Genomic DNA, 17,845 nt, shown 5'->3' with positions numbered 1-17,845 from the left:
GCGTAACTGTCAGGCGAGGAATCTGTGGCGAGGGCCAATCTCCCTCGCCACAGGGGTCATTGCAGTTGTGAATTCTTGCGACTCGCCGCCGCCGTCACCGCATAACCTATCACCGCCGCGAGAATCGAGCCGGTGAGGATGCCCATGCGATCCATGCCGGCGTAATCACTCACGCCCGGTTCGAAGGCCAGCGAGCCGACGAACAGGCTCATGGTGAAGCCGATGCCGCAGAGGATTGCCACGCCGAGGACCTGACCCCAGTTGGCGCCTTGGGGCAGGGCGGCGATGCCGATCTTGACCGCCAGCCAGGTCAGGCCGAACACGCCGACGGTCTTGCCCAACAGCAGGCCGATGGCGATGCCCATCGGTACGTCGTGGGTGAAGCTTTCGACGGTGACGCCGCTCAGTGACAGGCCGGCGTTGGCGAAGGCGAACAGCGGCAGGATGCCGTAGGCGACCCACGGGTGCAGCGCGTGTTCGAGGGTCAGCAGCGGCGACGACTCGGCGTTTTTCGTGCGCAGGGGAATGCAGAAAGCCAGGGTCACGCCGGCCAGTGTCGCGTGGACACCGCTCTTGAGCACGCAGACCCAGAGGATCAGGCCGATGATCATGTACGGCCCGAGCTTGACCACGCCGAGCCGGTTCATCGCCACCAGCGCGGCAATGCACGCAGCCGCCAGGCCAAGGGACAGGGTCGAGAGTTCGCCGGAATAGAAGATTGCGATGATGACGATGGCGCCCAGGTCATCGATGATCGCCAGGGTCATCAGGAACAGTTTCAGCGACACCGGCACGCGTTTGCCGAGCAGGGCCAATACGCCGAGGGCGAAGGCGATGTCGGTGGCGGTCGGAATGGCCCAGCCGCTCAGGGCGGCGGGGTTGTCGCGGTTGAGGAACCAGTAGATCAGCGCCGGCACCAGCATGCCGCCGATCGCCGCTGCGCCGGGCAGGACGATCTGCGAAGGCTTGGACAATTGGCCGTCGAGCACTTCGCGTTTGACTTCCAGACCGATCAGCAGGAAGAACATCGCCATCAGGCCGTCATTGATCCACAGCAGCAGGGGTTTGGCGATTTTCAACGCGCCGATCTGCGCCACCACCGGGGTGTCGAGCAGGCCGGTGTACAGCCACGACAGCGGTGAGTTGTTGATGATCAGCGCGAGAACGGCTGCGGCGATCAATAGCAGACCGCTGGCGGCTTCCAACTGAAAGAAACGCGTGAAAGTGCTACGCAGAGGCAAGGTCGCTCTCCATCGAATCAAGAAAAAGGTGAAACACCCTAACCCGTACCGTTAGTTGTTAAAACAAAAGTTATATTCTTTTTTGTTATATGTCGTTACAGGCTGTCTGGCTCGGGCAGCACTGAGCCTAGCAGTTGCCTGACACATTGAGACTCAGCTGTATCTTTGCCGCCTGCGGGATTTTTCCTAAGCTTGCGGCAGACCTTTTTCAGAAGACCGATCTTCTGGCTGATTCAACGAGAACCGAAACCATGAGCGACAACCGACAGTGGGCACGCGAAGCCATCCGCATCATCGAGGCGGACTTCCAGCGCAGCGCCGACACCCACCTGATCCCTTTGCCGCTGCCCGGTTTTGCCGGCATCGAGTTGTATTTCAAGGACGAATCGAGCCACCCGACCGGCAGCCTCAAGCATCGCCTGGCCCGTTCGCTGTTCCTTTACGCGCTGTGTAACGGCTGGCTGAAACCCGGCGCGCCAGTGATCGAAGCGTCCAGTGGGTCGACGGCGATTTCCGAAGCGTATTTCGCGCGCATGCTCGGTTTGCCGTTTATCGCAGTAATGCCGGCGACGACTTCGAAAGAGAAGATTGCCCAGATTGCTTTTTACGGCGGGCAGAGCCATCTGGTGCAGGATCCGACGCAGATCTACGCCGAATCCGAGCGCCTGGCCCGCGAGCATGGCGGGCACTTCATTGATCAGTTCACTTACGCCGAACGTGCCACCGACTGGCGAGCGAACAACAACATCGCCGAGTCGATCTTCCAGCAGATGCGCTACGAAAAGCACCCTGAACCGACCTGGCTGATTTCCAGCCCCGGCACCGGCGGCACCACCGCGACCCTCGGCCGTTACGTGCGCTATCGCCAGCACTGCACCCGCGTGTTGTGTGCCGATGCCGAGCGTTCGGTGTTCTTCGATTTTTACCAGACGGGAGATGCCAGCCTGCGTCTGGATTGCGGCTCACGCATCGAAGGCATTGGCCGGCCTCGGGTGGAAGCGTCGTTCCTGCCCAAGGTGATCGATGCGATGGTCAAGGTGCCGGACGCCCTGTCGCTGGCGGCCATGCATTATCTGGCGCAGCGTTTGGGGCGGCATGTCGGCGGGTCGAGCGGGACCAATCTGATCGGTGCGCTGATTGCGGCGCAGCAGATGAAAGCGGCGGGGCAGTCGGGGTCGATCGTGGCGATCCTGTGCGATGGCGGAGAGCGTTATGCCGACACGTATTACGATCAGCAATGGCTGAAGGCGCAGGGCTATGAACTGGGTGATTTGATTGCAGTGGTGGCGGCGAGTGCCGAGCGCGGGGAGGCGCTGCCGACCTCGGTGCTGCGCGCCAACATCTGAAGAAACGCAAAAACCAATGTGGGAGCGAGCCTGCTCGCGAAGGCGGAATCACATTCAACAACTTCGTTGAGTGACAGACCGCTTTCGCGAGCAGGCTCGCTCCCACAGGGTTTTGTGTTGGGTCAGCTGATGCTGATCAGGCTTCCAGGCCGAGGATATCGCGAGCCACTGCCTCGGCAATGCGAATCCCGTCAACACCCGCCGAGAGAATCCCGCCGGCATAGCCCGCGCCTTCACCGGCCGGGAACAGGCCTTTGACGTTCATGCTCTGCAGCGACTCGTTGCGGGTGATGCGCAGCGGCGATGAAGTGCGCGTCTCGATCCCGGTCAGCACGGCGTCGTGCAGCGAATACCCGCGAATCTGCTTCTCGAACGCCGGCAAGGCTTCACGGATCGCCTCAATGGCAAAGTCCGGCAGCGCCAAGGCCAGATCGCCCAGCGCCACGCCCGGCTTGTACGACGGCTCGACTTCGCCCAGTTCGGTCGATGGAATGTCGTTGATGAAGTCGCCAACCAGTTGCGCCGGAGCCTTGTAGTCGCTGCCGCCAAGGATGAACGCGTGGGATTCCAGGCGCTCCTGCAACTCGATACCGGCGAGCGGGCCGCCCGGATAGTCGACTTCCGGGGTAATGCCGACGACGATGCCGGAGTTGGCATTGCGCTCGTTACGCGAGTACTGGCTCATGCCATTGGTGACCACGCGATTGGGCTCGGAGGTCGCCGCGACCACGGTGCCGCCCGGGCACATGCAGAAGCTGTAGACCGAACGCCCGTTCTTGGCGTGGTGCACCAGTTTGTAATCGGCCGCGCCAAGTTTCGGGTGGCCGGCGTACTTGCCCAGGCGCGCGCGGTCGATCAGCGATTGCGGGTGCTCGATGCGGAAACCCACCGAGAACGGCTTGGCTTCCATGAACACGCCACGGCTGTGGAGCATGCGGAAGGTGTCGCGGGCACTGTGGCCGAGGGCCAGAACCACATGCTTCGAATGCAGGATTTCGCCGCTGGCCAGTTGCACGCCGACCAGTTGGCCGTCTTCGATCAGCACGTCGCTGACGCGCTCCTGGAAGCGCACTTCACCGCCCAGTTCGCGGATCTGCTCGCGCATGTTTTCGACCATACCGGTCAGGCGGAACGTACCGATGTGCGGCTTGCTGACGTAGAGGATTTCTTCCGGCGCGCCGGCCTTGACGAACTCGTGCAGGACTTTGCGGCCGAGGAATTTCGGGTCCTTGATCTGGCTGTACAGCTTGCCGTCGGAGAACGTGCCCGCGCCGCCTTCGCCAAACTGCACGTTAGACTCGGGATTGAGCACGCTTTTGCGCCACAGGCCCCAGGTGTCTTTGGTGCGCTGACGGACTTCGGTGCCGCGTTCGAGAATGATCGGTTTGAAGCCCATTTGTGCCAGCAGCAGGCCGGCGAAGATGCCGCACGGGCCGAAACCGACGACGATCGGCCGCTGACCCGGATCGCTCGGTGCCTGACCAACGAATTTGTAGCTGACATCCGGCGCCACGTTGACGTTACGGTCGTCGGCAAACTTGCCCAACACTCTGGCCTCGTCGCGTACGTTGAGGTCGATGGTGTAGATGAAGCACAGTTCGGAGGACTTTTTGCGCGCGTCATAGCTGCGCTTGAACAAGGTGAAATCGAGCAGATCATCGCTGGCGATGCCCAGGCGTTGCACGATGGCGACGCGCAGGTCTTCTTCGGGATGGTCGATTGGCAGCTTGAGTTCAGTGATTCGTAACATGGCGGGGATCCGGATTCGCGGGGCGCACAACTGCGCCAGGGCGTTTGAAGGCGGCGATTATAAGCCGCCGCGAGCGGATCCGTGGGGGAAAAACGATCAGTCGTTGCGTGCGCCGCCGAAATAGCCGCAGCCGCGCTGGACCTGACCGTCGATGCGCAACTCGGCGCTCATGTGCTGCACGCTGCCGGTGCTGCTGTCGACGCAGCGCTGTGGCGCCACCCACAATTCGATGCGCTGGTTGTTGGCTTCGCTGCTGAGATTGAAGCGGCCGTCGCCCAGTTGCTCTTCCACATACGGCACGGCGAGTGGAGCCTGGCCGTCGCGCTCGATGACCATGCCTTTGCCGCTGACCTTGACGTTCCACTCCGGGCCATGGCCGGCGGCGCGCAGGATCAGCAGTTTGAAATTCGGATCGTCGCAGGCCGTGCCCGAGCGCTCGACGCGATACAACTGGCCGAGGTCGAGACGGTCGCCGGAGACCTTGCCGCGCGCATCGGCAAACAGCTTGCCCTGTTCGTCGGCGAGTGTAGCGGCCTCTTGCAGGACGCTGGTGCCGCCGATGTCGTTGACCACCAGTTGCCGCTGATCCTGGCACGGCTGGAACACCAGTTTGCCGTCGGCGGCGGTCAGTTGCCCCTGCATGCGCGTCTGTCCGGCATGGGACACACTTTCACGCTGGCCGTCGAACAACTGGCAGGCGGCAAACATCGGCAGCAGGGCAACGAGGACGAACGAACGGGCAACACGCATCTTTGGCTCTCCAGACAAGTGCTGCCACGTTACGCAGCCTGACCGCTCATCACAAGGGCCTTAACCCACGTGAAACGTCTGCCCTGTTTGCAATCCTTCGACACTTTTCGCGTAGGCCAATGCCACTTCCGCGGCAGGAACCGGCTTGAAGCCACGGAAGTAGGGCGCGTATTTGCTCAGGGCTTCGGTCAGTACGGTCGGGCTCACCGAGTTCACCCGCAGGCCACGCGGCAGTTCGATGGCGGCGGCGCGGACGAAGCTGTCGATGGCGCCGTTGACCAGCGCTGCCGAGGCACCGCTGCGAATCGGGTCGTGGCTGAGCACGCCGGTGGTAAACGTGAACGAAGCGCCATCGTTGGCGTACTCGCGGCCGATCAGCAGCAGATTGACCTGACCCATCAGTTTGTCTTTCAGGCCGAGGGCGAAGCTGTCTTCGGTCATGTCGTCCAGCGCTGCAAAAGTCACGTTGCCCGCCGCGCAGATCAGCGCATCGAACTTGCCGGTCTGTTCGAACAGCTTGCGGATCGAGGCGCTGTCGCTGATATCCACTTGCAAGTCACCGCTGTTACGACCGATACGAATGACCTCGTGGCGTTGCGACAATTCTTTGTCCACCGCTGAGCCGATGGTGCCGCCTGCGCCTATCAACAGAATTTTCATCGTGCTGTACCCCATGTGTGTGAATGAGGTTTCAGTCTAGGGTGGTTTTTTTTGCGGATAAGCGCACTAATAGGCAACCTTTGGTTTTCAATTGGAAACAATCCATGAGCGAAATGGATGATCTCGCCGCGTTCGCTGTGCTGATCGAGGCCGGCAGTTTCACCCTTGCGGCGCAGCAGTTGGGCTGCAGCAAGGGCCAGTTATCCAAGCGCATCAGCCAGCTCGAAGCGCAGTTCGGTGTGGTATTGCTGCAACGCACCACCCGGCGCTTGAGCCTGACGGCGGCGGGGGCGGCGCTGCTGCCGCAGGCCCAGGCGCTGGTGGTCCAAGTCGAACGCGCACGGCAGGCTTTGGCGCGGTTGAAGGACGACATGGCCGGCCCCGTGCGCATGACGGTTCCGGTGTCGCTCGGCGAGACCTTCTTCGACGGCTTGCTGCTGGAGTTTTCCGGGCAATACCCGGAGGTGCAGATCGAGCTGGAGCTGAACAACAGTTATCGCGATCTGTCGCGCGATGGCTTTGATCTGGCGATTCGCGCCGAAGTCGCCAATGACGATCGGCTGGTGGCCAAGCCGCTGTTGGCGTGGCACGAAATGACCTGCGCCAGCCCGGCCTACCTCGAGCGCTTCGGCGAGCCGGCGACGCCGCATGCCTTGGCCGAGCATCGTTGTCTGCTCAACAGCCATTACAGCGGTCGCGAAGAATGGCTGTATCACCAGCAGCACGAGTTGCTGCGGGTGCGGGTCTCGGGTCCGTTTGCCAGCAATCACTACAGCCTGTTGAAGAAAGCAGCGCTGTCCGGCGCCGGCATCGCCCGTCTGCCGTCGTATCTGCTGCAAGCGGAACTGGCTGACGGCCGCTTGCGCTGGTTGCTGCGCGATTACCAGACCCGACGCATGCCGATGTATCTGGTGCACCCGTATCAGGGTGGATTGCCCAAACGCACGCAGGTGTTGGCGGATTATTTGATGGGCTGGTTCAAGCGCAGTGGCGAGGCGCTGGATCGACTCCAGCGCTGACACCGAACCTGTGTAGGAGCTGCCGAAGGCTGCGATCTTTGGATTTTTAGAAGCAAGATCAAAAGATCGCAGCCTTCGGCAGCTCCTACAGTTTCAGGTCAGCCTTGGCATCGGCGGGCAATCAGGTGATCGATCGACAATTTGCCCGGCCCGGTCGCCATCAGGTACAGCAACACCGCCGCCCAAGTGCCGTGGGTCGGGTAGGCAGCCGGGTAGACGAACAGTTGGATAGTCAGGGTCATGCCGAGCAGTGCCAGCGCCGAAAATCGTGTGGCGAAGCCGAGCAGGATCAGCAGCGGAAACACATGCTCGGCAAACGCCGCCAGATGCGCGGCAATTTCCGGCGAAAACAGCGGCAGGTTGTACTCGCTCTGAAACAACGGAATCGTCGAGTCGGCCAAACGTGGCCAGCCCAGTTCAAAGGTGCCGTCAATCAAGTCGACGGCCAGTCCTTCGACCTTGGTTTGCCCGGATTTCCAGAACACCGCAGCAATGGAAAAACGCGCGATGAAGGCAATCAGGCTGTGCGGGATTTTTTCCAACAGCGCGATGACGCGCAGGATAAAAGCGTTCATGGCAACTCCTTGTAATTCAGACGGGTAATCGCGTTATGCGCAATCAGTAAGGCGAGGGTTTGCGCGAGATCGAACGGCGGGCTGTTTTCTGCCGCCGCGAGCAGTGGCGAGTCCTGGAGCAGATGGCCAATGAACACGCTCGCACCCGCCTCAAGAGCAAACACCTCAACGTCGAGACCGTTGCGCAGCACCAGGGCATGCTGGCCTTGATGGAGGCCAATGCCCGCCAGACTTGGCTCCTGCTGATGCGCGGCCCAGATCGCCACGACCGCAAAAGCAGAGTCGAGCAGGTGCAGCGAGGGATGGAGTTCGAAACACAGTTCACTCAGCGTCTGCGGATCGGCCAGCGCGGCACTGACTTGTTCAGGCCGGATCGGCTGCGCATCGGCGGCGTGGTAGGCAACAGTGCGCAAATGCTCGAGTCGCGCGACATCAGCCACATAAGGCACGCCGGCAATGGGTTCGAATTGTGCGATAAAGTCGGCGAAGTCCTCGCCATAGCGGCTCATCAACGGACTTTGTGGCGGCTGACTCTGGACGAAAATCGCCGCCATGGCGCGGAAGAATTCCTCGCCGACCAATTGCAGCACCACTGGATAACTGTCGGCCAGGGCATTGATCAGCGAACTCTGCACGTTGTTGCGATAGACCGCAAAACGCCGCGACGGATCGGCGCCGTTGTGGCTGCACAGGCCCTTGGGATACGGCAGTTGCGCATTGAGCAGGGCGGCGGCGAAGTCCGCTTGCGTGCTCATGCCGCACGCTCCGCGCGACGCAACAGCGTCTCGGCTTGCTGCGCTTCGGCGAACAATGCGTTGAAAGTCGGGACGTGATTATCGCGTTCGATGAGTGTCGCCACCGGGCCGATACGGCGCAGCACTTGCCGGTACAGATCCCAAACGGCCTGATCAACCGGCGCGCCGTGATCGTCAATCAGCAAGCGGTCGCCGAGGTTGTCGCAATCTTCAGCGAAGCCGGCCAGATGAATCTCGCCGACTGCGTGCAGCGGTAACGCATCAAGGTAGGCCAAAGGATCGCGCTGATGATTGATGCACGACACGTAGACATTATTGACGTCGAGCAACAAGCCGCAGCCGCTGCGGCGGATTACTTCGGCGATGAACTCGGCCTCGTCGATCGTCGAATGCTCAAACGCCAGATACGTCGCCGGGTTTTCCAGCAGCATCGGTCGTTTCAGAGTGTTCTGCACCTGGTCGATGTGCGCACAGACGCGGTTCAGTGTCGGCGTGTCGTAAGCCAGTGGCAGCAGGTCATTGAGGAACACCGGGCCGTGGCTCGACCACGCCAGATGTTCGGAAAAGGCTTGCGGTTGATAGCGCTCGATCAGCTCGGCGAGGCGTTTGAGGTGCTGGCTGTCCAGCGCGCCTTCGCCACCGATCGACAGCCCCACGCCGTGCAATGACAGCGGGTACTGTTCGCGAATCAGACCGAGAAAATGATGAAACGGGCCGCCGGCCACCATGTAGTTTTCGGCGTGGACCTCGAAGAAACCGAGGTCCGGTACGGAGCCGAGCACATCAAGGAAGTGCCCGGTCTTGAGCCCCAGCCCGGCGCGGGCAGGGAGCTCGGTGCGAGCTGCCTGAGTGCGCGGCAGGGACGGTTCGTGATGACTGAACATGAGCGTCACTCAGGCAGGACGTGGATCAGGACTTGGCTTTGAAGGCTTCGAGCTGACCGAAACCGGTCGGCGAGGTTTTGCTCTCGGTGGTGGCGCAGGTGCCCTTCGGAACGAGCTTCCAGGCGTTGGCCTGATAGTCCATTTTCGCCGTGCCGGCGCAGGTGGTGCCGGCACCTGCGGCGCAATCGTTCTTGCCTTTCAGGGCTACGCCGAAGCATTTTTCCATGTTGGCATCAGCGGCTTGAGCGGTGGAGACAGTGGCGATGCTCAGAGCGGAACCGAGAGCCAGAACCAGAGCGGTGGCGGACAGGGTACGGGTAGTCGCAGTCATGATGTTTCTCCAGGTTTATCAGGGTTTCTGCAAGTGCTGTTGCGCTTGCTTGTCCCTCTAGAGAACGGGTGGGGGGATGCGTTACAGGTGGGGCGATAAATATATAAAAAATTTCGGATTCAGCAGTATCCCTGTGGGAGCGAGCCTGCTCGCGAAGGCGGTGTGACATTCAACATTATTGGTGCGTGATACATCGCTTTCGCGAGCAGGCTCGCTCCCACAGAGGATCGGTGTTTTTCGTTTGGGCATAAAAAACGGCCCGAAGGCCGTTTTTTTGTGCAGCGATAACACTCAACCGCCGAGGTACGCCTCGCGTACTTTCGGATCGGTCAGCAGCGCTTCACCGGTGCCTTGCATGACCACGCGGCCGTTCTCCAGAACGTAGGCGCGGTCAGCGATTTTCAGCGCCTGGTTGGCGTTCTGCTCGACCAGGAACACCGTCACACCGTCCTTGCGCAGCTGTTCGATGATGTCGAAGATCTGCTGGATGATGATCGGCGCCAGACCCAGCGACGGCTCGTCGAGCAGCAGCAGCTTGGGCTTGCTCATCAGTGCACGGCCGATGGCGAGCATCTGCTGTTCACCGCCGGACATGGTGCCGCCGCGCTGGTTGAAACGCTCTTTCAGGCGTGGGAAAAGTCCGAGGACCTTGTCCATCTGTTCCTGATAGTCGCCCTTGTCGGTGAAAAATCCGCCCATCGACAGGTTTTCTTCCACGGTCAGACGGGCAAACACTCGACGACCTTCCGGGACCACGGCGATGCTCTTGCGCATGATCTGCGACGAGTCCTGGCCGACCAGTTCCTCACCCATGTAGCGGATGCTGCCGCTGTGCGCCTGCGGCGAACCGCACAGCGTCATCAGCAGCGTGGATTTGCCGGCACCGTTGGCGCCGATCAGTGTCACGATCTCGCCCTGACGGACTTCGACGTTGACGCTGTGCAGGGCCTGGATCTTGCCGTAGAAGGTGGAAACGTTTTCGAACTGCAGCATTTACGCTTCCCCCAGGTAGGCTTTGATCACTTCAGGATTGTCGCGGATCTGTTCCGGCGTACCGTCGGCCAGCGGCGTGCCCTGATTGATCACGACGATGTGGTCGGAAATGCTCATGACCAGTTTCATGTCGTGTTCAATCAGCAGCACGGTGACGTTGTGCTCTTCGCGCAACACACCGATCAGCGCCTTGAGGTCTTCGGTTTCCTTCGGGTTCAGGCCGGCGGCCGGTTCGTCGAGCATGAGAATCCGCGGACGGGTCATCATGCAGCGGGCGATTTCCAGACGCCGTTGCTGGCCGTAGGCGAGGGTGCCGGCGGTGCGGTTGGCGAACTCTTTGAGGTTGACCTTTTCCAGCCAGTATTCGGCAAATTCCATCGCCTCGCGCTCGCTTTTGCGGAACGCCGGGGTCTTGAACAGGCCGGACAGGAAGTTGGTGTTCAAGTGACGGTGCTGGGCGATCAACAGGTTCTCGACCGCAGTCATGTCCTTGAACAAACGCACGTTCTGGAAGGTACGCACCACGCCTTTGAGCGCGATCTTGTGGCCCGGCAGGCCCTGGATCGGCTCGCCGTCGAGCAGGATGCTGCCGCCGGTAGGCTGATAGAAGCCGGTCAGGCAGTTGAACACGGTGGTCTTGCCGGCGCCGTTCGGGCCGATCAGGGCAACCACCTGTTTTTCCTTGACGGTCAGCGCCACGCCGTTGACCGCCAGCAAGCCGCCGAAGCGCATGCTCAGATTTTCGACTTTAAGGATCTCGCGGCTCATTTGCGCAACTCCATGTGTGGGCGTTGCATCGGCAGCAGACCTTGTGGACGCCAGATCATCATCAGCACCATCAGCGCACCGAACATCAACATGCGGTACTCGCTGAACTCACGCATCATTTCCGGCAACAGGATCATCACGATCGCCGCCAGAATCACACCCAATTGCGAGCCCATGCCACCCAATACGACGATGGCAAGGATGATCGCCGACTCGATGAAGGTGAACGACTCGGGCGTCACCAGCCCCTGACGCGCGGCGAAGAAGCTGCCGGCGAAACCGGCGAACGCAGCGCCCAGGGTGAAGGCGGAGAGCTTGATCACGGTCGGGTTCAGGCCCAACGCGCGGCAGGCGATTTCGTCTTCACGCAGCGCTTCCCACGCACGGCCGATCGGCATGCGCAGCAGACGGTTGATCACGAACAGCGCGGCCAGTGCGAGCAACAGCGCAACCAGGTAAAGGAAGATCACCTTGTTGATCGAGTTGTATTGCAGGCCGAAATACTCGTGGAACGTCTGCAGGCCTTCGGCGGCTTTGCGCTCGAAGGTCAGGCCGAAGAACGTCGGTTTTTCGATGTTGCTGATGCCGTTCGGACCACCGGTGATGTCGGTCAGGTTACGCAGGAACAGACGGATGATTTCGCCGAAACCCAAGGTCACGATCGCCAGATAGTCGCCACGCAGACGCAACACCGGGAAGCCCAGCAGGAAGCCGAACGTCGCCGCCATCAGGCCGGCAATCGGCAGGCAGATCCAGAAGCTCAAGCCGTAGTAATGCGACAGCAGCGCGTAGCTGTAGGCGCCGACGGCGTAGAAACCGACGTAGCCCAGGTCAAGCAGACCGGCCAGACCGACGACGATGTTCAGGCCCAGGCCGAGCATCACGTAGATCAGGATCAGCGTTGCGATATCCACCGCGCCACGGGAGCCGAAGAACGGCCAGACCAGGGCGATCAGAATCAGCGCAATGATGAAATAGCGCTGGGTGGTTGGCAGGGTCAGGAAGTTGCTGGCCTTGGCCGGGATCAACGGCATGCCCGGCGAGGAGCGCCAGGCCTTGCTGATCTGCTGGTTGAACAGCACGCGCAGGAACATCAGCACCGAGCAGATCGCGATGGTCGCGAGTACCGCAGGGCTGGTGTTGTGCACTTCCAGATTGATGCCGACGATGGTCAGTTTCAGACCCAGTACCGGGTAGGCCACCGCCCACACCAGCAAGGCACTGAACAGTGCCTGTTTAAGATTCCTAGTCATACTTTCTCAACCTCCGGACGGCCCAGAATGCCGGTCGGACGGAACAACAGCACCAGAACCAGCAGGCCGAACGCAACGACGTCCTTGTACTGGTCGCCGAAGATATCGGCACCGAACGCTTCCGCTACACCGAGCACCAAGCCGCCGAGCATGGCCCCGGGGATGCTGCCGATGCCGCCCAGTACCGCAGCGGTGAAGGCCTTGAGGCCGACGAGGAAACCGGCGTTGGGGTTGATCACGCCGTATTGCATGCTCAGCAGCACCGCAGCGACCGCCGCCAGCGCAGCACCGATGACGAAGGTCAGGGCGATGATGTTGTTGGTATTGATGCCGAGCAGGTTGGCCATCTTGATGTCCTCGGCACAGGCGCGGCAGGCGCGGCCCAGACGGGAACGGGAGATGAACAGGGTCAGGCCGAGCATGGCGATCAGGGTCACCACGAACACCACGATCTGCATGTAGGAAATCAGCACTTCTTGTGCGCCACCCGGACCGAAGGCGAAGTTGCCCGGGATCAGGTTGGGGATAGCTTTGTCCTTGGAGTCTTGCGCCAGCAGAACGGTGTTCTGCAGGAAGATCGACATACCGATGGCAGAAATCAGCGGGATCAGACGGTTGCTGCCGCGCAGGGGGCGGTAGGCGATCCGTTCGATGCTGTAACCGTAGGAACTGGTGACGACGATGCTGGCGATGAACGCCGCGGTCATCAACAGCGGGACACTGTCGAGTCCCATCATGGTCAGCCCGGCGATGGCGATGAAGGCCACGTAGGAACCGATCATGTACACCTCGCCGTGGGCGAAGTTGATCATTCCAATGATGCCGTAGACCATCGTGTAGCCGATGGCGATCAGGGCATACATGCTGCCAACGTTGAGGCCGTTAACCAGCTGTTGGAAGAAGTGATAGAGGTCAGGCATTACAGCGCTCCTAAAAACCTGTACGCATTTCACTGGTGGAGTCATTTTCCCGCCCGGCCCCGTGGATCTCTATCCACTTCGAATCCGGGTTTTGCCAGCGAACCGCTGATGACGGTTTTGAGATTTTCAGGTGGGCAGACTGGCGGATCACGCCAGCGCGGCCCATACATTCGCAAAACAAAGCCCACGGCACGCCGTGGGCTTTATTGGCAGTCAGTCGGGCAAGGCCTTACTGAGGCGAAACTTCGGTTTTAGGTTTGCCGTTGTGCCACTCGTACACGACAAATTTGAAGTCCTTCAGGTCGCCTTTGTCGTCGAAGCTCAGGTCGCCGGTCGGGGTCTTGAACGAACCGGCGTGGATGGCTTCAGCCACTTTGGTCGCGTCTTCGGACTTGGCCGCCTTGATGCCTTCGGCAATCACGGTCACTGCCGAGTAGGACGGGAACACGAACGGACCGCTCGGATCTTCCTTCTTGGCCTTGAACGCGTCAGCCAGGGCAACGTTGGCCGGATCCTGGTCGAAGGATTTCGGCAGGGTCACCAGCAGGCCTTCGGACGCATCCTTGGCGATCTGGGTGATCGAGTCGTTACCCACGCCTTCCGGACCCATGAAGCGGGCTTTCAGGCCTTTTTCCTGAGCTTGGCGCAGGATCAGACCCAACTCCGGGTGGTAGCCGCCGTAGTAGACGAAGTCGACGCCGGCTTGCTTGAGCTTGGCGATGATGGCGGAGAAGTCCTTGTCGCCAGCGTTGACGCCTTCGAAGACGGCAACCTTGGTGCCTTTCTTCTCGAGGGTCGATTTCACCGCGGTGGCGATGCCTTCACCGTACTGCTGTTTGTCGTGCAGCACGCCAACCACTTTCGGTTTCACGTGATCGGCGATGTAGTTGCCGGCGGCAGGGCCTTGGGCGCTGTCGAGACCGATGGTGCGGAAGATCATTTTGTAGCCACGGGCGGTGATGTCCGGGCTGGTGGCAGCCGGGGTGATCATGATCACGCCTTCGTCTTCGTAGATGTCCGAAGCGGGCTGAGTGGAGCTGGAGCACAGGTGACCGACCACGAACTTGACGCCGTCGTTGACGACCTTGTTCGCTACCGCTACCGCTTGTTTCGGATCGCAGGCATCGTCGTATTCAACGGCTTCGAGTTTCTTGCCGTCGACGCCGCCCTTGGCGTTGATCTGCTCGATGGCCATCTTCGCGCCACTGAACTGCATGTCGCCGTACTGGGCTACTGGACCGGTTTTAGGACCGGCGATACCGATTTTGATGGTGTCAGCTGCGAACGAATGGCTGGCAACCCCGGCCAGAACCATAGCGGCAAACAGTTTGGAAATCTGCTTAGTAGCCTTAGTCATAGTGCTCCACTCTTACTGTTGTATTTTTTAGAGTTCTGGCGCCGTAGCAGCAGAACCGGGTCAGATATCTTTGCGATACCCTCCGGAAAATGCCCCGGCAACTGTACCGGTACAGTGTAGAGCGCCGCTTGATCAACTGGGAAGCGGGCGCCACGGGGCAAAACTTGGGGGTGTCGCATTTTTGAATGAAAGAGACAGAATTGCGGCGGGGCAATCGGGGGCATATATCCCAAAAGGCAGCATTCCCTGGCGTTCCTGCTCTTTTCGTTCGGTGCAGCGATTTGCAACCGGGTTTTTCTGACGGACCACCGACGTTATCATTCGCGTCGATTTCTTTTCCGGACAGCTCCCATGAATCAAGAACCTAGCACCCTCTATGCCAAGCTGCTTGGTGAAACGGCATCTATTACCTGGAAAGAGCTGGAGCCGTTCTTCGCCAAGGGTGCCCTATTGTGGGTCGACCCTGACCTGGATTTGATCGCCGCCGCCGAGGCCGTGGCCTCGGATGAAGGCGAGAAAGTCGCGGCCTGGCTGGCCGACGACAAGGTCGCCAAGCTGTCTGAAACGCGGGCGCTGGATATTTTCGAACGTGATCCGCAGCTGTGGGCCGTGGTGGTTTCGCCGTGGATTCTGATCCAGGAAAGGGCGACCGTTTAATTGCCTGCACCCTTTTGGTGCCTCGATTGCCGCGCCGCAAGTGTGTAGCGGAGTAGCGTGATGGCACCTTGCCGTGGAGAAATGCCACGCCTCACGGTGACGTAAACGTAACGGGAACAGTTTATGGAGCGGCCTGAGGGTCGCTTAATTGTTTCTGAATGTTCGCAGTGTTGGAGTTTGTCGGTGAAGTCGAGGGCGCCTTCGCGAGCAGGCTCGCTCCCACACTGGAATGCACTTTCCTGTGGGAGCGAGCCTGCTCGCGAATGGGGCGACTCGGTGCTGGATCAGACCGAGTAAGTCTTGCCGGTATGGTTATTCAGCGAAATGACCTTGGTCTTGCCAATCCGGTGGCGGTAGATCTCGCGCAGGTACTTGATCGACTTCTTCACGCAATCGCGTGACAGGCGAATGTCATTGATCGAGACGAACTTGTCCTTGTCGTTGATCAACTCACGGTATTTCTTTTCGTACATCGGTTTGATCGCGTACCAGTTGGTATCGAGGATCTTCGCCGGGTTCTCGAATTCGTTGAGCAGGTCGTCGATCCGCTCCTCGTCGAAGTCTTCCTGAATGATGAAGTCGAGAATCGAGTTATCCAGCGTCTCGTCGAAACGGTACGGATTCTTCGCGAAGCAGCGCTTGATGAACGCCACGATCAGTGTGAGGAAGTCGTCCGACAGGCACGGGCTCTTGGCGATCAGGGTGGTCAGCGACAGGTTGGCCGAAGCGCCGATCACCAGCGCGTAGCGCTTGAGCGTGGTGTTGGGGAACAGGCTGTTGAGGTGGGTCTTCAACCGGTTCAGATCCATGTACGACAGTTTGTAGTCTTTCGGCAGCGAGACGATCGAGACCACCGACGAGCAATTCTTGAAGAAGTGCAAATCGTGCAGCGCGGCGGCGTCGTAGCCGGAATTCTTGTACTGCTCAAGCGAAGCGCGATAACGCTTGGATTCGATCGGCAGCAGGCTGATGCCTTCGATGGCCTGAGTGACCTTGTTGAAGTGCGGCAGGTCGATCGAACGGAAGAACAGGTCGTCGATGTTCAGGCGCTGTGGCTCTTTATCGAAGACCTTGAACTTGTCGCTGCTCGGCGGCGGGGTTTCCGGCACTACCGATTCGGCGTAGGCAATCGCCACAGGCCCGGCCAGACTCATGAACAGGTCGTTGGCATCCAGGCGGATGGTTTCGCCGATGTCGATGCCGGCGCGGCGGAAGTAGTTCTGGTCGTAGTCGGTGGTGACTGCCTGCGCCGTCAGAATGTTGAAGATCTGTTGCGAGATGTACTGGTTGGCGTGCTTCTCCATGGCATTGACATCAATGTTCTGGATGTTGCCGTCATCGCTTTCTTCGGCGTAACGCATGATGTCGTTGGAGATCAGCATCATCGCGTTCCACGGGCGGATACGCCCCATCACGCTGGCTTCGCTGCTGTCTTCGTTGGCGAAGTTGTAGGAGAAATCCCATTCTTCCGACAGGTACTTGCAGAGCAGGCGCCCGGCGTTGATGTGCAGCGCCTCGGACATTTCGCTGCGGTGGTCGGAAATGTTCGGCAGCACGCAAATGCCGCTGGTGAAGATTGGCTCAAAGACAAACGAATGGCCGCTCTTGCCGTCATGCTCATCCATCGGCTTGGTGTCGAAGGTCTTGTTCATGTACGAGTGCTGCTGCGCCAGACCGAACTCCGAGGCCATGCCCGAACCGGTACCGCCGCCGGCACTGAAGATCGAGAAATACAGGCGCGACTGGTTGGCCTTGATTCCGCAGCTGTCGATCAGGTACGAGTGGATCATTTTCCAGTCGGGGCTGGAGAAGCGCTGGGTGTCCTTGTTGAGGATGATCTTCGCCAGATACTGGCCGAGGATCGGCGCGTTACCGGCGCCACCGGCGTGGACTTCGGACAAGTCCATGATCTTCATTTTGCTGTAGTCGCGCAGGAAGCCGCTTTTCTCGCCCTTGCGCGAGAAACGGATGCGCCCGGCGATGTCCTTGTCGAGGTCGCCAAGCATCACCAGCGGTTCGACCAGAAACACCGGTTTGGTCGATTTGCTGGTGCCGATGCGCAGGTTGTTCTTGATCCACTGCGCTGGGCTGTAGCCCTTGTCGGCCAGGCGTCGGTCGCTCGGGCGGTCTTCGGTGTTGAACTCGTTGAGGTAGAACTTGCGCGCGTTGTACACCAGCTCCGCCACGTCGAGGGCGATGTTGGAGCCGCAGCGACCGAGGCCGATCAGGCACACCGAGGGAAATTCCTGGTCGTTGTGCTGCTCGTTGTCGCCTTCCTGATGCGCCGGGCGCGGGAACACCGAATCGCGCAGGCCGTCGAGGTTATCGAGGATGCGGTCAGTGTTGGTTTCGGTGAAGTACAGGTATTGCTGGGTCGACAGCGGACGCGAAGGCGGCGTCGGTCTGGATAATGACGCGCTGTTCGCGGCGGGGCTCAGGGTCAGATCGGCTGTTGCACTGGCGGGGTTGTTTTTAGAGGTCATGGTGCGCCATTTACCTGGACTGGGTTGGCCCGCCGAACAGTGCCGGCGAACCTCACGGAATAAGATCTCGCGTCTTGTGTGCGCGAATACGGCCCGGGCGTCG

17 protein-coding genes are annotated in these 17,845 nt (G+C 60.2%); 3 read left to right on the top strand and 14 right to left on the bottom strand.

Features of this window, described 5'->3' with window-relative positions; all coding sequences use genetic code 11:
* Nucleotides 1-56: 56 nt before the first annotated feature.
* Nucleotides 57-1,241 carry a Na+/H+ antiporter NhaA gene (gene nhaA, locus AC0Z5Z_RS08490; RefSeq protein ID WP_122505756.1) on the bottom strand — a complete coding sequence of 395 codons (1,185 nt, stop codon included), beginning with the start codon at nucleotides 1,239-1,241 and terminating at the stop codon, nucleotides 57-59.
* Nucleotides 1,242-1,492: 251 nt separating this feature from the next.
* Here nhaA and AC0Z5Z_RS08485 point away from each other — a divergent pair, with 251 nt between their 5' ends.
* Nucleotides 1,493-2,587: a PLP-dependent cysteine synthase family protein gene (locus AC0Z5Z_RS08485; protein ID WP_485610954.1), complete on the top strand. Its 1,095-nt coding sequence runs from the start codon at nucleotides 1,493-1,495 to the stop codon at nucleotides 2,585-2,587.
* 136 nt (nucleotides 2,588-2,723) lie between these two features.
* On the opposite strand, the gene AC0Z5Z_RS08480 is transcribed toward AC0Z5Z_RS08485, so the two are convergent.
* From AC0Z5Z_RS08480 to AC0Z5Z_RS08470, 3 genes are all read right to left on the bottom strand, one after another.
* Nucleotides 2,724-4,337, bottom strand: coding sequence for an NAD(P)/FAD-dependent oxidoreductase (locus tag AC0Z5Z_RS08480; RefSeq protein WP_485610953.1), 1,614 nt, complete (start codon nucleotides 4,335-4,337; stop codon nucleotides 2,724-2,726).
* Between the two features lie 96 nt (nucleotides 4,338-4,433).
* Nucleotides 4,434-5,087, bottom strand: a complete 654-nt coding sequence (locus AC0Z5Z_RS08475) for a COG3650 family protein (RefSeq protein WP_485610952.1) — start codon at nucleotides 5,085-5,087, stop codon at nucleotides 4,434-4,436.
* A gap of 60 nt (nucleotides 5,088-5,147) precedes the next feature.
* Nucleotides 5,148-5,747: a short chain dehydrogenase gene (locus tag AC0Z5Z_RS08470; protein WP_485610951.1), complete on the bottom strand. Its 600-nt coding sequence runs from the start codon at nucleotides 5,745-5,747 to the stop codon at nucleotides 5,148-5,150.
* Nucleotides 5,748-5,851: 104 nt separating this feature from the next.
* On the opposite strand from AC0Z5Z_RS08470, the gene AC0Z5Z_RS08465 reads away from it, so the two are divergent.
* Complete coding sequence (locus tag AC0Z5Z_RS08465; protein WP_056783386.1) at nucleotides 5,852-6,766, top strand: LysR family transcriptional regulator; 915 nt, start codon at nucleotides 5,852-5,854, stop codon at nucleotides 6,764-6,766.
* A gap of 98 nt (nucleotides 6,767-6,864) precedes the next feature.
* Here AC0Z5Z_RS08465 and AC0Z5Z_RS08460 read toward each other — a convergent pair whose 3' ends face one another.
* The 9 genes from AC0Z5Z_RS08460 to AC0Z5Z_RS08420 all read right to left on the bottom strand — a co-directional run bounded on the left by AC0Z5Z_RS08460 (nucleotide 6,865) and on the right by AC0Z5Z_RS08420 (nucleotide 14,602).
* Nucleotides 6,865-7,341, bottom strand: coding sequence for a DoxX family protein (locus AC0Z5Z_RS08460; protein WP_485610950.1), 477 nt, complete (start codon nucleotides 7,339-7,341; stop codon nucleotides 6,865-6,867).
* The gene (locus AC0Z5Z_RS08455; RefSeq protein WP_485610949.1) at nucleotides 7,338-8,096 is read right to left on the bottom strand and encodes an HvfC/BufC N-terminal domain-containing protein; all 759 of its coding nucleotides are present in this window, start codon (nucleotides 8,094-8,096) and stop codon (nucleotides 7,338-7,340) included. Before AC0Z5Z_RS08455 ends, AC0Z5Z_RS08460 begins: the two co-directional genes overlap by 4 nt.
* Nucleotides 8,093-8,980 (bottom strand): MNIO family bufferin maturase, encoded by an 888-nt coding sequence (gene bufB / locus AC0Z5Z_RS08450; protein WP_485610948.1) that lies wholly within the window; start codon nucleotides 8,978-8,980, stop codon nucleotides 8,093-8,095. The genes AC0Z5Z_RS08455 and bufB overlap by 4 nt, the downstream gene beginning before the upstream one ends.
* 25 nt (nucleotides 8,981-9,005) lie before the next feature.
* Entirely contained in the window at nucleotides 9,006-9,311 is a 306-nt protein-coding gene (locus AC0Z5Z_RS08445) for a BufA1 family periplasmic bufferin-type metallophore (RefSeq protein ID WP_041478029.1), read from the bottom strand.
* 291 nt (nucleotides 9,312-9,602) lie between these two features.
* Nucleotides 9,603-10,304, bottom strand: coding sequence for an ABC transporter ATP-binding protein (locus AC0Z5Z_RS08440; RefSeq protein WP_003222380.1), 702 nt, complete (start codon nucleotides 10,302-10,304; stop codon nucleotides 9,603-9,605).
* Nucleotides 10,305-11,072, bottom strand: a complete 768-nt coding sequence (livG, locus tag AC0Z5Z_RS08435; RefSeq protein ID WP_016771357.1) for a high-affinity branched-chain amino acid ABC transporter ATP-binding protein LivG — start codon at nucleotides 11,070-11,072, stop codon at nucleotides 10,305-10,307.
* Nucleotides 11,069-12,325 carry a high-affinity branched-chain amino acid ABC transporter permease LivM gene (locus AC0Z5Z_RS08430; RefSeq protein WP_016771356.1) on the bottom strand — a complete coding sequence of 419 codons (1,257 nt, stop codon included), beginning with the start codon at nucleotides 12,323-12,325 and terminating at the stop codon, nucleotides 11,069-11,071. The genes livG and AC0Z5Z_RS08430 overlap by 4 nt, the downstream gene beginning before the upstream one ends.
* Complete coding sequence (livH, locus tag AC0Z5Z_RS08425; RefSeq protein ID WP_016771355.1) at nucleotides 12,322-13,245, bottom strand: high-affinity branched-chain amino acid ABC transporter permease LivH; 924 nt, start codon at nucleotides 13,243-13,245, stop codon at nucleotides 12,322-12,324. The genes AC0Z5Z_RS08430 and livH overlap by 4 nt, the downstream gene beginning before the upstream one ends.
* Nucleotides 13,246-13,474: 229 nt before the next feature.
* Nucleotides 13,475-14,602 (bottom strand): branched-chain amino acid ABC transporter substrate-binding protein, encoded by a 1,128-nt coding sequence (locus AC0Z5Z_RS08420; protein WP_016771354.1) that lies wholly within the window; start codon nucleotides 14,600-14,602, stop codon nucleotides 13,475-13,477.
* Nucleotides 14,603-14,953: 351 nt separating this feature from the next.
* Here AC0Z5Z_RS08420 and AC0Z5Z_RS08415 point away from each other — a divergent pair, with 351 nt between their 5' ends.
* The gene (locus tag AC0Z5Z_RS08415; RefSeq protein ID WP_150636428.1) at nucleotides 14,954-15,259 is read left to right on the top strand and encodes a DUF2288 domain-containing protein; all 306 of its coding nucleotides are present in this window, start codon (nucleotides 14,954-14,956) and stop codon (nucleotides 15,257-15,259) included.
* A gap of 284 nt (nucleotides 15,260-15,543) precedes the next feature.
* Here the strand turns inward: AC0Z5Z_RS08415 and AC0Z5Z_RS08410 are convergent, their stop codons facing one another.
* On the bottom strand, nucleotides 15,544-17,742 hold the full coding sequence (locus AC0Z5Z_RS08410; protein ID WP_323620819.1) for a hypothetical protein: 2,199 nt from the start codon (nucleotides 17,740-17,742) through the stop codon (nucleotides 15,544-15,546).
* Nucleotides 17,743-17,845: the final 103 nt, after the last annotated feature.

The sequence above is a fragment of the Pseudomonas sp. 1L-E-NC-VB-C3 genome, assembly GCF_057291535.1.
The sequence above is the reverse complement of the archived record's forward strand: the minus strand, read 5'-3'. Positions and strand labels throughout refer to the sequence as shown.

Excerpts from the sequence above, each read along its gene's own strand:
- AC0Z5Z_RS08460 (WP_485610950.1), bottom strand. The coding sequence starts at position 7,341 with ATGAACGCTTTTATCCTGCGCGTCATCGCGCTGTTGGAAAAAATCCCG.
- AC0Z5Z_RS08410 (WP_323620819.1), bottom strand. The coding sequence starts at position 17,742 with ATGACCTCTAAAAACAACCCCGCCAGTGCAACAGCCGATCTGACCCTG.
- livH (WP_016771355.1), bottom strand. The coding sequence starts at position 13,245 with ATGCCTGACCTCTATCACTTCTTCCAACAGCTGGTTAACGGCCTCAAC.
- AC0Z5Z_RS08430 (WP_016771356.1), bottom strand. The coding sequence starts at position 12,325 with ATGACTAGGAATCTTAAACAGGCACTGTTCAGTGCCTTGCTGGTGTGG.
- AC0Z5Z_RS08455 (WP_485610949.1), bottom strand. The coding sequence starts at position 8,096 with ATGAGCACGCAAGCGGACTTCGCCGCCGCCCTGCTCAATGCGCAACTG.
- bufB (WP_485610948.1), bottom strand. The coding sequence starts at position 8,980 with ATGTTCAGTCATCACGAACCGTCCCTGCCGCGCACTCAGGCAGCTCGC.
- AC0Z5Z_RS08420 (WP_016771354.1), bottom strand. The coding sequence starts at position 14,602 with ATGACTAAGGCTACTAAGCAGATTTCCAAACTGTTTGCCGCTATGGTT.
- AC0Z5Z_RS08480 (WP_485610953.1), bottom strand. The coding sequence starts at position 4,337 with ATGTTACGAATCACTGAACTCAAGCTGCCAATCGACCATCCCGAAGAA.
- AC0Z5Z_RS08485 (WP_485610954.1), top strand. The coding sequence starts at position 1,493 with ATGAGCGACAACCGACAGTGGGCACGCGAAGCCATCCGCATCATCGAG.
- livG (WP_016771357.1), bottom strand. The coding sequence starts at position 11,072 with ATGAGCCGCGAGATCCTTAAAGTCGAAAATCTGAGCATGCGCTTCGGC.
- AC0Z5Z_RS08465 (WP_056783386.1), top strand. The coding sequence starts at position 5,852 with ATGAGCGAAATGGATGATCTCGCCGCGTTCGCTGTGCTGATCGAGGCC.
- AC0Z5Z_RS08470 (WP_485610951.1), bottom strand. The coding sequence starts at position 5,747 with ATGAAAATTCTGTTGATAGGCGCAGGCGGCACCATCGGCTCAGCGGTG.
- AC0Z5Z_RS08475 (WP_485610952.1), bottom strand. The coding sequence starts at position 5,087 with ATGCGTGTTGCCCGTTCGTTCGTCCTCGTTGCCCTGCTGCCGATGTTT.
- AC0Z5Z_RS08445 (WP_041478029.1), bottom strand. The coding sequence starts at position 9,311 with ATGACTGCGACTACCCGTACCCTGTCCGCCACCGCTCTGGTTCTGGCT.
- AC0Z5Z_RS08415 (WP_150636428.1), top strand. The coding sequence starts at position 14,954 with ATGAATCAAGAACCTAGCACCCTCTATGCCAAGCTGCTTGGTGAAACG.
- AC0Z5Z_RS08440 (WP_003222380.1), bottom strand. The coding sequence starts at position 10,304 with ATGCTGCAGTTCGAAAACGTTTCCACCTTCTACGGCAAGATCCAGGCC.